Annotated in this window: 10 protein-coding genes; 1 reads left to right on the top strand and 9 read right to left on the bottom strand. The window is 60.8% G+C overall.

Translation table 11 applies throughout. The annotated features are described in order from the left end of the window. Window positions 1-72: 72 nt before the first annotated feature. Complete coding sequence (locus tag DW029_RS01085; RefSeq protein ID WP_158558612.1) at window positions 73-861, top strand: DeoR/GlpR family DNA-binding transcription regulator; 789 nt, start codon at window positions 73-75, stop codon at window positions 859-861. 74 nt (window positions 862-935) lie between these two features. Here the strand turns inward: DW029_RS01085 and clpB are convergent, their stop codons facing one another. The 9 genes from clpB to dnaK all read right to left on the bottom strand — a co-directional run bounded on the left by clpB (window position 936) and on the right by dnaK (window position 14877). Next, the gene (gene clpB / locus DW029_RS01080) at window positions 936-3560 is read right to left on the bottom strand and encodes an ATP-dependent chaperone ClpB (protein WP_118345058.1); all 2625 of its coding nucleotides are present in this window, start codon (window positions 3558-3560) and stop codon (window positions 936-938) included. 442 nt (window positions 3561-4002) lie between these two features. Next, complete coding sequence (locus DW029_RS01075; protein ID WP_117735387.1) at window positions 4003-5874, bottom strand: oleate hydratase; 1872 nt, start codon at window positions 5872-5874, stop codon at window positions 4003-4005. Window positions 5875-6123: 249 nt separating this feature from the next. Further along, window positions 6124-6648, bottom strand: a complete 525-nt coding sequence (locus DW029_RS01070) for a TetR/AcrR family transcriptional regulator (RefSeq protein ID WP_233505208.1) — start codon at window positions 6646-6648, stop codon at window positions 6124-6126. Between the two features lie 130 nt (window positions 6649-6778). Continuing rightward, complete coding sequence (locus DW029_RS01065) at window positions 6779-7450, bottom strand: hypothetical protein (RefSeq protein ID WP_147326618.1); 672 nt, start codon at window positions 7448-7450, stop codon at window positions 6779-6781. A gap of 497 nt (window positions 7451-7947) precedes the next feature. Continuing rightward, window positions 7948-10248, bottom strand: coding sequence for a hydratase (locus DW029_RS01060; RefSeq protein ID WP_118345057.1), 2301 nt, complete (start codon window positions 10246-10248; stop codon window positions 7948-7950). 333 nt (window positions 10249-10581) lie between these two features. After that, window positions 10582-10998, bottom strand: coding sequence for a heat shock protein transcriptional repressor HspR (locus DW029_RS01055; protein ID WP_055250809.1), 417 nt, complete (start codon window positions 10996-10998; stop codon window positions 10582-10584). A gap of 71 nt (window positions 10999-11069) precedes the next feature. Further along, the gene (locus DW029_RS01050; RefSeq protein WP_117735383.1) at window positions 11070-12035 is read right to left on the bottom strand and encodes a DnaJ C-terminal domain-containing protein; all 966 of its coding nucleotides are present in this window, start codon (window positions 12033-12035) and stop codon (window positions 11070-11072) included. 107 nt (window positions 12036-12142) lie between these two features. Next, window positions 12143-12985 (bottom strand): nucleotide exchange factor GrpE, encoded by an 843-nt coding sequence (locus DW029_RS01045; protein WP_118345056.1) that lies wholly within the window; start codon window positions 12983-12985, stop codon window positions 12143-12145. 2 nt (window positions 12986-12987) lie between these two features. After that, a complete protein-coding gene (gene dnaK / locus DW029_RS01040; protein ID WP_117793941.1) occupies window positions 12988-14877 on the bottom strand; it encodes a molecular chaperone DnaK in 1890 nt (629 codons plus the stop codon). Window positions 14878-15376: the final 499 nt, after the last annotated feature.

Here is a 15376-nt window from a genome sequence, read left to right as displayed (position 1 = left end):
ATTTCAGGAATTGTTGTTCTGGTAAAACTGAAGGTAACAAGCCTTGTCCCACAACAAGCCCTGGGAGTTCTTATGAGTGAACCGCGTCCCTATTACCTGGAAGAACGGCAGGAAGAAATACTCGACTTACTCAATGCGAACAGCACTGTTCGCATTGTTGACCTCAGCGAGCGCTTCGGTGTTTCGGAAGCGACCATTCGAAAGGATATGCGGGCTCTCGAAGGCAGAGGACTTCTCAGGCGAACCCATGGCGGCGCGATCTTACCGAACCCCAATTCTCGCGAACTTTCGTTTGAAGACGCTTCTTCGACGGCCCAAGACGAAAAACGCCGCATCGGTTACGCTGCGGCGAAAATGGTGCGCGACGGCGACACGTTCTTTCTTCAATCGGGAACAACAACGGGCTGCATGCTACGCGCTCTCAAGGGCCGCAAGAATCTCACGGTTCTCACGAACGACCTATCTCACGCGATACTTGCCGAAGAATTGCTGGTGGACAGCGAGGTCATTCTCCTGGGCGGACAACTGAGATTTGGCTATCACTACACACAGGGCAACGAGACTATCCGGCTGCTTAACGAGTACTTTGTTCCCACTGCTTTCATGGGAACCAATACCTTCTCGTTTTCAAAAGGATTTATGGCGCATCGATTGGAGCAGGCGAACATGGTGAGCGCCATCGCGAACGCTGCCGACCGACGCATAACCCTCATGGACTCATCGAAAATCGGCGTCATCGGCTTGGTTCACGCCCTTGACCTCAATGAGATTAACTGCCTGATCACCGACACCGGTGTCGATGCGGACACGAGGCAGCGACTTGCCGAGCTTGCCCCCAACTTGGAGATCATCTACGCCTAGACTGCCCGGCACATTCGACGCAGCATGAAAAAGGGGCGACGGGTAAATCCCGCCGCCCCTTTGCTTGAGCTCAGCTATTCCTCGGGCGCCTCGTATATCGGCGTCGGCGTGCTGTCGCACACGACGGTAAAGCCGCCGTCCTTGTCGGCATCGACCGTCACCTGATCGCCCTCGCGCACCCTGCCGTCGATGATAGCGGCGGCGATGGCATCCACGACCTCGCGCTGAACCAGACGCTTGAGCGGACGGGCGCCAAAGACCGGGTCCAGGCCGCCCACGGCGAGCATCTGCTTGGCCGCCGGGGTGATGGCAAGCGTCATGCGCTCCTTGGCCAGACGCGCGCGGACGTCGGCGAGCTGGATGTCGACGATCTTCTCGATCTGCGCCATGCCGAGCGGATGGAACACCACGATATCGTCGATACGATTGAGGAACTCGGGGCGGAAGGTCTGAGCCATGGCGGCGTCAACCTGATGGCGCATCTCCTCCTCGTCCTTGCCGGAAAGCTCGGCGATGGCCTTGGAGCCCACGTTAGACGTCATGATAATAATCGTGTTCTTGAAGGACACTTGGCGACCCTGGCCATCGGTTAGACGGCCATCGTCGAGCACCTGCAGCAGCACGTTAAAGACATCCGGGTGAGCTTTCTCCATCTCGTCGAGCAAGATCACGGAGTACGGACGACGGCGCACGGCCTCGGTGAGCTGGCCGCCCTCGTCGTAGCCCACGTATCCCGGAGGCGCACCGATCAGACGCTGGACGCTGAACTTCTCCATGTACTCGGACATGTCGATACGCACAAGCGCGCGCTCGTCATCGAACAGGCACTCGGCCAGCGCCTTGGCGAGCTCGGTCTTGCCCACGCCGGTGGGGCCCAGGAAGAAGAAGCTGCCGATGGGCTTGTCCGGATCGGAGAGTCCCGCACGACTACGGCGCACAGCTGCGGCGACGGCGGAGACCGCCTCGTCCTGGCCGATGACGCGCTCATGCAGCTCGCCCTCCAAGCCCTTCAGCTTGTCGAGCTCGCCCTGCATCATCTTGGACACGGGCACGCCGGTCCAAGCGCTCACGACCTCGGCGATCTCATCGGAGGTCACCTGCTCGTTGAGGCCCTCGCCGTCGGCCTGCTTTTGTGCCTCGAGCGCAGCCTCGGAATCCTGAATCTGCTGCTGCAGGCCAGGGATCACGGAGTAGCGCAGCTCGGACGCACGGCCCAGATCGCCGTTGCGCGTCGCGCGCTCCTCCTCGCTCTTGGCTTCGTCAAGCTGGCCCTTAAGCTCCTGCACGTGGTCGATGGCGTTCTTTTGGTTGAGCCAGCCGGCCTTTTGCACGTTGAGTTTTTCCTGGACCTCGGCAATTTCCTGGCGCAGGGCCTCCAGACGCTCCTTGGAGGCGTCATCGGTCTCCTTCATGAGTGCCTGCTCCTCGATCTGCAGCTGGGTGAGCTGACGCGTGGTGGCGTCGATCTCGACCGGCATGCTGTCGAGCTCCATGCGCAGGCGGCTTGCGGCCTCATCGACCAGGTCGATTGCCTTGTCGGGCAGGAAGCGGTCGGCGATGTAGCGATCGGAAAGGTCGGCGGCAGCCACGAGCGCGCCATCGGTGATGTGCACGCCGTGGAAGATCTCATACTTCTCCTTAAGGCCACGCAGGATCGAGATGGTGTCCTCGACGGTAGGCTCGCTGACCATCACGGTCTGGAAACGACGGGCGAGCGCCGCGTCCTTCTCAATGTACTTGCGGTATTCGTCGAGCGTGGTCGCGCCGATCGCGTGCAGGTCGCCACGGGCAAGCGCCGGCTTCAGGATGTTGCCGGCGTCCATAGAGCCCTCGGTGGCACCCGCGCCCACGATGGTGTGGAGCTCATCGATGAACAGGATGACCTTGCCTTCGGACTTCTGTACCTCCTTGAGCACGGCCTTCAAGCGGTCCTCGAACTCGCCGCGGTACTTGGCGCCGGCGACCAGTGCGCTCATGTCGAGCTCGATGAGGTCGCGGTCGCGCAGCGTGCTCGGCACGTCGCCAGCCACGATACGCTGGGCGATCCCCTCGACGATAGCAGTTTTACCGACGCCCGGCTCGCCGATGAGCACGGGGTTGTTCTTGGTACGACGGGACAGGACCTGGATGGTGCGGCGGATCTCGTCAGCACGGCCGATGACCGGGTCGAGCTTGCCGGCGCGGGCGAGGTCGCAGATGTTGCGACCGTACTGCTCCAGCGCCTCAAACTGGGTCTTGTCCTCGGCAGACGTCACGCGGTCATCGCCGCGCAGCTCCTCGTAGACTTGCTCGATGCGACCCTTGGTCACGCCGGCGTCGCGCAGAACGCGGCCGGCCTCGCCCTTGTCCTCGGCAAGCGCCATCAGCAGATGCTCGGTCACCACAAAGCTGTCACCCATCTTGGTGGCCTTCTTCTCGGCCTTTTCGATGACGCGGACGAGCTCGTTGGACAGGCCCATCTGCTGACCCTCGCCCGAAACCTTGGGCGCGTGGTCGATGGCATCCTGCGTGGAGTGTGCGAGCTGAGCCGGGTCGGCACCGATGCGCTCGATGATCACGGAGATATTGCGCTCACCGGCACCGAGCAGGGCGGACAGCAGGTGAATCGGCTCCACCGCGCCGGCCTGCGCATCGGCAGCCGTGCTCATGGCGGTCTGCAACGCCTCGCGCGACGTCATTGCTAGCTTATCGATTCTCATGGAATCACCTCTCTTGGGGCGGCCGCCCTACGGGGCGGCTTCACGTTGTTCGAGAAGTATTGTTGCCAGCTTTGTACGATCTTATACACAAATCTAAGTCTCTATATATAAGATTTTCTGAGTGATTGAGAGATAGGGAGCAGGCACGCTCACCCGCTACGGCCTCGTCCCCTTACTATCTCAATCTGTAACATCTAGCGGCTGTTTCTGGCTCTAGATGTTGCAGATTGAGACGAAATGACCAGCGGCACCCGTTTGTCTCAATCTGTAACATCTACTCGGCAAATAGAGCTCTACCTGTTACAGATTGAGACAAACAGAAGACACCCGAATCGAAAATCTAAATCTGTAACACCAGGCCCACTTTTAGCGGCCAAGATGTTACAGATCGAGACAAACAGAAACCACCACAAAGGTTCCCCAATGTGGTGGTTCTTGTGCGCTAGATTGCGCCGTACTCTTTGAGGAGCTTGGCAATGTCGGTGCCCTCGACCTTCTTGAGCACTTCTTTGAGTGCAATTCGCTCGACCATGGGCAGCTTCATGCTGGTGATGGGCTCACCGTCGCGTAGTTTAACGCTGCTCATAAGGAGGTCACGCACGTCAAAGACCGAACCCCAGACCTCGGGTACGCCGCGGTCGACATCGCAGAGCGTGTAGACGGCTTCCATACCGGTGCGCATGGAGTACTCAGTCGTAAAGATCGTGTCACGCGGCGTCTCGGCAAACTGGCCCAGGAACGCGAAGTTCACGGCGCCATCGGGCACCACGTCGGGGCGGTCGCCTGCTTCACGCGGCATAAAGAAGGCGGTGATGTAGGGCATCATGACGGGCACGGTGTTGGCGTGATTTGCCGCCAGCTCAACAATCTTATCCTCGGGAACGCCCAGGTGATACAGCCATTCCTGGCAAATCTCCTCGCCGGTGCAGTCGCGCATGGCCTTCTTGACGTAGTTGCCGGGCTTGTCGGTAAACAGGCCATACACCCACACGCAAAGCTGGTCTTTGGGCTGATCGCGGAACTGCTGTTGGCGGTTGATCGTCCAGCTCATAAGCCAGCCCGAATCCTCGCAGGTCACAATGCCACCGGTCACGACGTGCCCGGTAAAGGGATCGCGATGGCAGATCTTTTGGATATAGGGCACAATCTCGCCGTCGAGCGTGGTGACCGTGGCGCTCATCCAGTTGCTCTTCTCGGGGTCACCGCAGAACTTATCGGGATGACCAAAGCTCGGATCTTGCGCTGCGATACGACGCCACATGTCCCAACCGCCACCGGGGCGAATCGTCGGATCCCATGCGGCGGGCTTATCCTGCGCGCCGATCGTCGAGTTTTCCACACAGCCGCCGTTGGTGATAAAGACCAGGTCATCCTCAGTGAGGTCGATGTTCGAAATCTCGCCTGCATGCGTCACGGTGATGCGACGCGCGACCTTCTTGGTGCTCGTACTGTAGGGGTTGCGCGCAAAGGCGGCCTGCTGGATGCGCTGAATCGTGTCCTGGCCGGTGCCAGTGACGGCGCGGCGCGGACCCTCGCCGCCGCCCACCTCAAACACCACGTTTTCGACCTTGGTGTCAAAGTGGAACTGCACGCCGTGCGCCTCGAGATAGCGCTGCATGGGCAGAATCATCGACTCGTACTGGTTGTAGCGGGTGAAGCGCAGGGCGCTAAAGTCGGGCAGACCCGCGATGTGGTGGATGTAGCGGCGGATATAGAGCTTCATCTCGAGCGCCGAGTGCCAGTTCTCAAAGGCGAACATGGTGCGCCAGTACATCCAGAAATTCGAGTTGAGCACCTCGTCGTCAAAGAAATCGGTGATGGGACGGTTCGCCAGCTCCTCGTCGGGCGTAAAGAACAGATCCATGATCTCGGTCGCTGCCTTGTCCGACAGGCCGAACTTGCCATCGGTGCCGCCGTCTTGGCCACGGTTCTTAGTCGAGCGGCACAGCGAGTAGTTGGGATCCTCCTTATTGAGCCAGTAGTACTCGTCGAGCACGGAGATGTCCGGATCTTCAATCGAGGGAATGGAGCGGAAAAGATCCCACATGACCTCAAAGTGGTTGTCCATCTCGCGGCCGCCGCGCATGACATAGCCCACGCCGGGGATGTCGGCACCATCGCAGGCGCCGCCCGCAACGGGGTCCTTTTCGAGGATATGGATGTGGCTTCCGGGCATTTGCGCATCGCGCACCAGATAGCAGGCTGCGGTAAGCGCGCCCAGGCCGGTGCCGATGATGTAGGCGCTCTTGTGGTCGATGCCCGCAGGCTTCTTGGGACGAGCAAAGGCTTCGTAGTTTCCACTTGAATAGTACATGGTTCCTCCTTGCTAACGAAGTTCGTTAACAAGCTTTTGCCCTGATCAACGCAGCCTAGCCGATACAAGATCGTCACCTTGTACGATTTTTAATCAACGGGGGCGGATTGTACAAATCTGCTTGGCTTTGGTCTCCCAAGGTCATGCCGGGCCGGGTTTCGGTTTGGGAAGTGGGCTTCGCTAACTTCCCAAACCGAAACCCGGCCCGGCATGACGCACTTGGTCGCTTTGCGCTCCAACGTGAAATAGTCAAAATCTCGCCAGCGCTGCGTCAATCTGGCCTTCGCATATTTTGGAAACGCGCTCGGCTACTGTGCTCGGGTCCTCGGCCATGCCTGCGGCAATCCAGTCGAGCATTACACCTATAAATGCATGTGCGAAAAAGCGGGACAGAAAGTCCTTGTCGCCTTGTGAGATGTTCTTGCCCGCGGCGTGCTCTTCGACCACGCCTTCGATCAGGTCGAATGTCACGGGCTGCAGAAAACGCTGGATGCGCTCGGCGCTCACACAGTGATAGACGTTCATGATAAAGGGCTTGTTGTCGCGCACCGCGAGCATGATGTTTTCCAGGCCCACCTGCCAGGTATCGGCCGTCTTGTTGTTGGCGAGCGCGCGGCCGGCGTCTTCCTCACATGCCCATTCAACCAGGTCGTAGATGTCCTGAAAGTGATAGTAGAACGTCATGCGGCTGACCCCGCAGTCCTCAGTGAGGTCCGCGATGGTGATCTTAGTCAGTGGCTTTTGAAGCAGTAGTCGCTTAAGAGAATCTTCCAACGCGCGCTTTGTCAGTTGTCCAGCCATTGCTCTCCCGCCATCAAAGTTGAATCATGAAATATTCCCATGGTACCCCGCATGCAATCACCATCCACGAAGGGAACAGACACCTTTGTGGTGGTCGCGCTCTCTACTCTTTCGCCGAACCCGTGCTTCCCGATTCGGCGTTCCAGGGCATCTCATCCTCGAACAGCCATGTACGGGCAGATCCACTATCGCGTGCAGTCTGCGGGTCGGGTAAGCAGGTCTGTTTATAGGCATCTTGGATACACTTGCCCATAAAATCGTTGAGCTCGGTCTGGTCGCCCTCCATGACATAGGCGACATCGCCGTCCATGATGTAGATGCTCGGACCCTCATTGCCCTCGTAGCCCGGATCGTACGAAACATCACATAACTTGGCGCCATTCGTGGTGTCCAACTCGATGGACGAGCGGTATCCGCCAACCATGTCGTTCGCCTTTGCTCGATAGGACGCATATCCATACCAACGCTTGAAGGTTTTACCCTTGAGTAGCTCGGACGCCCTATCGATCAGGCTTGTATCCGTGGTATAGCGCATGGCCCCAAGCTGAATGCGCGGATAATTGCTAATTCCCAGCGCAGCCGGTTGCTCATCAAAATCAACAGTAATGGTCTCGGGCTTGTCGTCGCCGGTCAGAAGTTCGATAGATTGAATCACAGGCTTAACCACCGGTTCCGTCACCGCAGCAGGTAGCAATGCCATGCCGACAACGCCCGCGCCAACCACGGCGATCGCAAGCGCCAAGACAATCAATCCAATACGGGTTGAACGGCTCACGGCAAAACACCTCACAATACAAACCTGCGACGTGCGCTAATGATACCGCCAGCTAACACTATCACCAAAAGAAACCGTCCACTCCCCACCACCACGAAAGGGACAGGCCCTTTTGTGGTGGTTTTCGACTCTGGCGCTCAACTGTCTCGATCCATAACATCTAGCTGCCGTTTTGGACCTCAGATGTTACAGATTGAGATGAAATGTTCAGCAGCTCCCGTTTATCTAAATCTGTAACAACTACTCGGCAAATAGAGGTCCACCTGTTACAGATTGAGATAAACCTCGGACACCACCAAGGCGCCCGTCCCCAATGCGGTGCTTCGACAAAAAGAAGCCGCCCCGATAACAGGGGCGGCATCAAGCAAGTCTATTTATTAGCGTCCCTCAAGACCCAACGAGAGCGTCGCGGTAGCCCCGGACACACCTTTCCCTCGGGCGGCCCTCGCGAAGCGCGTGAGCACGAGGGAAAGGTGTGTCCGGGGCGCACAGCAACGTTACTCGGCAGCGGCCTTGAACTTGTTGTAGTTGATCAGGCAGCCGGCCTTGATGATGGCGCGCTCCTCTGCCGTCATATCGGCAATGTAGAGCTCAATCTGCTCGACCGCACCGTCGGCGCGCACCACGTAGGCGGAGATGTTCTTCAGGTCGCCATCGAGCGCGGCGCGGATACCCGGCACAAAGACGTAGTCGCCCACCTCAAAGTTGGGCTCCGTCTCCATCTGGAAGGGCACCATGCCCCAGTTCATCACGTTGGAGCGATAGCGCTTGGTGGCGTACTCGTGGACGATGTTGGCCAGACCGCCGATCACGCGCTGGCAGCTCGCGGCCTGCTCGCGGGCGCTGCCGTCGCCGGGCTTCTTGGCGTAAATCATGGAACCGAACTCGGTCGCCTTGGCATCGGCCGCGACACCCGCGCCGGCCAGCGCCTCAAACACACCGGCAAGCTCGACATCGAGCACCGACAGGTCACCCGCGGACTCGCCGGCAACGCGACGTTTCTCCACAGCGTCAACCTCCTTGGAGCGGCCCACGTAGGCAGGGTCGCGGCGGCTGAGCGTAAACTCGGCCAGGCCCAGCGGGTTGGAGCGGAAGGAGCTCGTCTCGCCCGAGGGAATGAGCTCGTCGGTCGTGGTGACCGGGTCCATGATCTTGCAGCACACCTTGAGCAGGATATCGTCGCCGAGCGGCTCCATCGCGGGCCACGGCTTGATGTTGGGGCCTTCGACCAGCTCATCTGCAGGCTCGGCCTTGCCAAAGCCCCAGTATACGCGCTTCTTGTAGGGAGCGTCGTCGAAGGTGTACTCGCAGGCCTCGTCCCAAGTCTCCTCGGGCAGATCGGTCGCCGGGGTGAGCACGCCGCCGTTGGCCGCGGTCGCCGCAATGGAGCGGGCGTCCATCAGGGCCACGGCACTCAGCTGGCCATTGCCCGGCTTGGAACCCTCGCGGTTGGGGAAGTTGCGCGTGGTGTGGCGGATGGACAGCCCGTTGTTGGCAGGCGTGTCGCCGGCGCCGAAGCACGGGCCGCAGAACGCCGTGCGCACAATCGCGCCGGCCTCCATGAGGTCGTAGATATAGCCACGGCGCGTAAGTTCGAGCGCCACGGGCTGGCTTGTGGGATAGACCGACAGCGAGAACTCGCCGCAGCCGGTATTGGCGCCCTTGAGTACGCGGGCAGCCTGCACCACGGAGTCGTAGTTGCCACCCGAGCAGCCGGCGATAACGCCCTGCTGCACGTGCAGTTTGCCGTCGATGATCTTGTCAAGCAGGCTAAAGTGCGTCTTGCCCTCGCCGATCTTGGCGGCCTCGAGTTCCACCTCGTGAAGGATGTCCTCGAGGTTCTCGTTGAGCTCGTCGATCTCAAAGCCGTTGGAAGGATGGAACGGCAGGGCGATCATGGGCTTGATGCTCGACAGGTCGACCTCGACGCAGCCGTCATAGTAGGCGACATCGGCGGGCTTGAGCTCGCGATAGTCGTCGCCACGGCCGTGCATGGTCAAAAACGCGTGCGTATCCTCGTCGGTTGCCCAGATGGAGGAAAGGCAGGTGGTCTCGGTGGTCATGACGTCGACGCCGTTACGGTAGTCGGTCGTCATGCTCGCGATGCCGGGGCCCACGAACTCCATGACCTTGTTCTTGACGTAGCCCTTGGCAAAGACGGCGCGGATGATGGTAAGCGCCACGTCGTGCGGGCCGACGCCGGGGCGCGGGGCGCCCGTGAGGTAGATGGCAACGACACCGGGATAAGCGACGTCGTAGGTGTCGCGCAGCAGCTGCTTGGCCAGCTCGCCGCCGCCCTCGCCCACGGCCATGGTGCCCAGGGCGCCGTAGCGGGTGTGCGAGTCCGAACCCAGAATCATCTTGCCACAACCGGCGAAGTTCTCGCGCATAAAGGAGTGGATGACCGCGATGTGCGGCGGGACGAAGATGCCGCCGTACTTCTTGGCCGCAGAGAGGCCAAAGACGTGATCGTCCTCGTTGATGGTGCCGCCCACAGCGCACAGCGAGTTATGGCAGTTGGTAAGCACGTAGGGCAGCGGGAACTGCTCCATGCCCGAGGCACGCGCCGTCTGGATGATGCCGACGAAGGTGATGTCGTGGCTCGCCATGGCGTCGAAGCGAATCTTGAGCGCCTCGGGATTGCCGGACGTATTGTGTGCCTGAAGGATTGAATACGCGATGGTGCCACGCTTGGCATCCTCGGGCGTCTGCGTAATACCGCGCTCAGCAGCCTCGGCCGCAGGCACGACCTCGCTGCCGCCGCGCAGGTAGATGCCGTCCTCGTACAGCTTGACCATACTGTCTCCCACTCTGCCCAAAAATTTGAGCGCATAGCATACATTCGTTCAATATCGTGCCATAGAACGGTTGCGAGTGGGTTACGAATCTACACGTTCACTTTATCTCAGTAAAGCATAAGGCGAGCCGGGGGGGCGGGAAGACGGGTTTGGCGCACGGAATGTCCCCAAGTGCCGGCAGAAAAGGAACGTCCCCAAGTGCCGAAATGGCGAGAGTGGATAATCTCCCACTTTGAGCCTGCACAAAGGCCAAAAACGGGAGATTATCCACTCTCATTCTGTGGGCACTCATTTAAGTACGTCCCCAATGAGTGCCCGGCGGCGCCGGCGGAACTACAGGTCGCCGCCCGTGCCCAGTAACTTGCGCATGACTTGCTCGGGGTTGACCGAGCCATCGCGCGGGGCCAGTGCGGTGATCTTCTTCTGCATCTTGTACTCGTGCAGCTCGTCCTCGAGCTGGCGCACGCGGGCGCGGAGCTTCTCGTTTTCGCGCTCGCGCTCCTCGGCACGCTCCTTCATATCGAGAATGCGCACCACGCCGGCAAGGTTGATGCCCTCATCGGTCAGCTGGTTGATGAGCTCCAAGCGCTCGATATCGGCACGCGAATACAGGCGCGTGTTGCCGCCCGAGCGCTGGGGGTTCACCAGGCCCTTGGACTCGTAGACGCGCAGAGTCTGCGGGTGCATGCCGGTCAGCTCGGCCGCCACGCTGATCATGTACAGCGGTTTGTTCCTATTGTCCTCGGCCATGCTACCTGACCCCTTTCCGTTTCGCACGTCTACATCATAAGCCCGCGGACGCGGGCGGGCACACAGGCGCCCTAGTACGTCGCCTTGTAACGGTTGACCTTCTCGCGATAGTCGCGCGTGTCGGCCTCGCGCAGTTTGGTCATCGCGTCGCGCTCGTCATCGGATAGGTTCGTGGGAACCTGCACCCTGATCTCGACGAGCAGCGCACCCGTGCGGCCGCGGTGCTTAACGTCGGGCGCGCCCATTTCCTTAAAGCGGAACTTCTTGCCCGTCTGGGTACCCGCGGGCACCTTCAGACGAACCGTCGCGCCACCGGGCGTGGGCACGTCCACCGTGCAGCCGAGTGCCGCCTCGTAGACCGAAATCGGCACCTCCATGGTCACATCGGCGCCCTTGCGCTTAAACAGCGGGTGCTCCTCCACGTGCGTGGTCACGACCAGGTCGCCGCGCTCGCCGCCGGCGACGCCGTACTCGCCGCGACGCTTGTAGCGCAGCTTGCCGCCATCCACGGCGCCCGCAGGCACCGAGACCGTGATGGTCTGCTGCTCGCCCGTCGAGGGAATGCGGTAGGTGACCTTGTGCGTCACGCCGCGGAATGCGTCCTCGGCCGTTACGTCGACAGTCAGCGACAGGTCGCCGCCCTTGCGCGCGCGACTGCGGCCCGCGCCGGCACCGGCATTACCCGCGGCCCCGGCAAAGCCCGAGCCCCAATCGCTGCCCCAGGCGCCGTTACCGCTAAAGATGCTGTCGAAGATATCACCCCAGCCGCTCGCGCCGGCACCGGCGCCGTAGCCACCGCTATACGCGCCGCCCGCGCCCGGCATGCCGCCGAACATGAGCATCTGGTCGTACTCTTTGCGCTTCTTCTCGTCCGAAAGCGTCTCGTAGGCCTCGCTGATCTCCTTGAACTTGGCCTCGTCGCCGCCGGCATCGGGGTGATATTTTTGCGCGAGCTTGCGAAACGCGCTCTTGATCTCTTTGTCGGAGGCGCTCTTGGATACGCCCAGGATGTCATAGAAGGTTTTGCCTGCAGCCATCGTAGCTCCTCTCCTGTTTCATCCACCGTCCAACGGGCGGCGGCTCATACTGTCATATGGCACTAGGCCAGAAAGGGCCCCGGGTGTTGCCCCGGGGCCCTTCTCAATTACTCCTCGGTGCTCTCGGCCGTGTCGGCCGCAGCATCCTCGGGCGCCGCTTCGGGCTTCGGTGCGGGGCGCTTCTCGCCACCGTAGGTCACCGTCACCATCGCGGAGCGCAGGATGCGATCCGCCATGCGGTAGCCCTTCTGGTACACGTCGTTGACGGTCTCGTCGTACTGCGACGCGTCCTCGACGCGACCCACGGCCTGGTGCTCGAGCGGATCGAACGCCTCGCCCTTAGGGTCGATGGGCTCAACGCCCTCGTGCGCAAACACATCGAGCAGCTTGGCATGCACCGCATCGACGCCGTCGACGAACTGCTTAAAGTCGTCGGCAAGCTCCTGGCTGCGGGCATGGTCGATCGCACGCTCGATATCGTCGACCACCGGCAGCAGCGCGGTGACGAGCTTCTCGGTCGCACGCTCGCGCTCGGCGATGCGCTCGTTGGCGGTGCGACGACGGAAGTTCTCCCAGTCGGCCTGCAGACGGGCGGTGCGCTCGGTGGCATCCTTTGCCTTGTCCTCGGCGGCCTTCTGAGCCTCTGCCGCAGCATCGAGCTCATGACGAACGTCGGCAAGCTCCTTCTGGGCCTGCTCGAACTTGAGCTTAAAGTCGTTGTCGGCGGCTTCCTCACCGGCGCGGATAGCGGCTTCCACCATCTCGTCCTCGGTCATCGTCGCCTCCTTGTTGGAATCCTCTACCTGGTTCTCGGCAGCCTCGGCGGCCGGGGCCTCGTTGGCCTCGGTATCGTCTACGGCCTCTACGGGAATCTTCACGTCCTTCTCCTCAGAGTCAACGGGGGCGGCGCTGGCGGCAGCCGCCTCCGTGCGAGCTTTACGGGCGGACATGATTACTTGTCCTCGTCGTCTACAACCTCGTAGTCGGCGTCGACCACATCGTCGTCGGTCTGGGCGCCGGCGGCACCGTCGGTCTGCTGCTGAGCGTCGGCGTAGACAACCTGAGCCAGCTCGTAGGCCACGGACTGCAGGGACTCGCCAGCGGCCTTGATGGCCTCGACGTCAGAGCCCTCGAGCGCCTTCTTGGCGTCGGCGATAGCGGCCTCGGCCTTGGACTTCACGTCGGCGGAAACCTTGTCGCCCAGCTCGTTGAGGGTCTGCTCGGTGGAGTAGCACAGGCTGTCGGTCTGGTTGCGGACCTCGACCTCTTCCTTCTGCTTCTTGTCCTCCTCGGCATGAGCCTCGGCGTCCTTGACCATACGATCGACTTCGTCGTCGGAAAGCGCGGTAGAGCCGGAGATGGTGATCTGCTGCTCCTTGCCGGTGCCCTTGTCCTTAGCGGAGACCTTGACGATGCCGTTGGCGTCGATGTCGAAGGTGACCTCGATCTGCGGCACGCCGCGGCGGGCGGCCGGGATACCGGTCAGCTGGAACTTACCAAGCGACTTGTTGTCGCGGGCAAGCTCGCGCTCGCCCTGGAGCACGTTGATCTCGACGCTGGTCTGGTTGTCGGCAGCGGTGGAGTAGACCTCGGTCTTGGAGGTCGGGATCGTGGTGTTGCGGTCGATCATCTTGGTCATGATGCCGCCCATGGTCTCGACACCCAGCGACAGCGGGGTAACGTCGAGCAGCAGGATGCCCTCGACGTCGCCGGTGAGCACGCCACCCTGGACGGCAGCGCCGTCGGCAACGACCTCGTCGGGGTTCACGGACATGTTGGGCTGCTTGCCGGTCATGGTCTTGACGAGCTCCTGGACGGCGGGCATACGGGTGGAGCCGCCGACGAGGATGACCTCGGTCAGATCGGAGAGCTTGAGCTTAGCGTCGCGCAGGGCGTTGGTGACAGGCTGCTTGCAGCGCTCGAGCAGGTCGCGGGTGATCTTCTCGAACTCGGCGCGGGTCAGCGTGTAGTTGAGGTGCAGCGGACCGGACTGGTTCATGGTGATGAACGGCAGGTTGATGGTAGACTGCTGGGCGGCGGAGAGCTCCTTCTTGGCGTTCTCAGCGGCCTCCTTCAGACGCTGCAGGGCCATGGGGTCCTGACGCAGGTCAACACCGTTCTCCTGCTGGAACTTGTCGGCCATCCAGTCGATGACGCGCTGATCCCAGTCGTCGCCGCCCAGGTGGTTGTCGCCCGAGGTGGACAGAACCTCAAACACGCCGTCGGCGAGGTCGAGGATGGAGACGTCGAAGGTGCCGCCGCCCAGGTCGAAGACCAGAATGCGCTGGTCGGAACCCTGCTTGTCCAGGCCATAGGCCAGAGCAGCAGCGGTCGGCTCGTTAACGATACGCTTGACGTTGAGGCCGGCGATCTTACCGGCGTCCTTGGTGGCCTGACGCTGGGCGTCATTGAAGTAGGCCGGGACGGTGATGACGGCGTCGGTGACGGTCTCGCCCAGATACTTCTCGGCGTCGGCCTTCATCTTTGCGAGCACCATGGCGCTCACCTGCTCGGCGGTGTAATCCTTGCCCTCGATGTCGACGACGGCACGGCCGCCCTGACCCTCCTTAACCTCATACGGCACGGTCTTGAGCTCGGAGGTGCACTCGGAGTACTTACGGCCCATGAAGCGCTTGATGGAGAACACGGTGTTCTTGGGGTTGGTGACAGCCTGGTTCTTAGCGGCCTTACCCACGACGCGGTCGCCGTCGGCACGGAAGCCCACGACGGACGGGGTAGTGCGGTCGCCCTCGGCGTTCACGATGATGGTCGGAGAACCGCCCTCGAGGACGGCCATAGCGGAGTTAGTAGTACCAAGGTCGATACCAAGAATCTTGCCCATTAGAAATTCCCTCTCTCTTGTGCGTTTGCGCCGCCTCGGCGGTCTGCCGCGCGGTGCTTCGGCTTGTCTTTCAGGATGTAGTGTATCCCCTTATGGGCCGGAATATACAAAATCTAAGTCAATTCATATAAGATTTCTTATCTCCGAGAGTTTAGGTTCGCAAAATCGCAGGTAGAAGCGCTGTTTGAGTTCTCGGCAAATCTATTGAGATCTATGTAGAGATGGCTGAGGCTTGGGTCCGAAGGTGTCTGGAGCTGCCTTGCGGAAAGCTCGTCCCGGTTTGAGCGTGGATTCCGGGTCGCAGTTTCCGTCTGAAGGCTCAACCGGAAACCGTATCCCGTTTTGAGAGCTGATGCCGGCTCGCAGTTTCCGCTAGCGGGCCCAACCGGAAACTGCGACCCGGTTTTCGGCCAAATAACGGGATGCCCTTTCCGCAGGCGCGCTCAATAGGTCAATATTACAAGTCACCTATAGCTAACATTTGCGCAGCTCAACGGCC

This window comes from Collinsella sp. AF38-3AC (assembly GCF_003474365.1).
Lineage (GTDB): Bacteria > Actinomycetota > Coriobacteriia > Coriobacteriales > Coriobacteriaceae > Collinsella.
The sequence above is the reverse complement of the archived record's forward strand: the minus strand, read 5'-3'. Positions and strand labels throughout refer to the sequence as shown.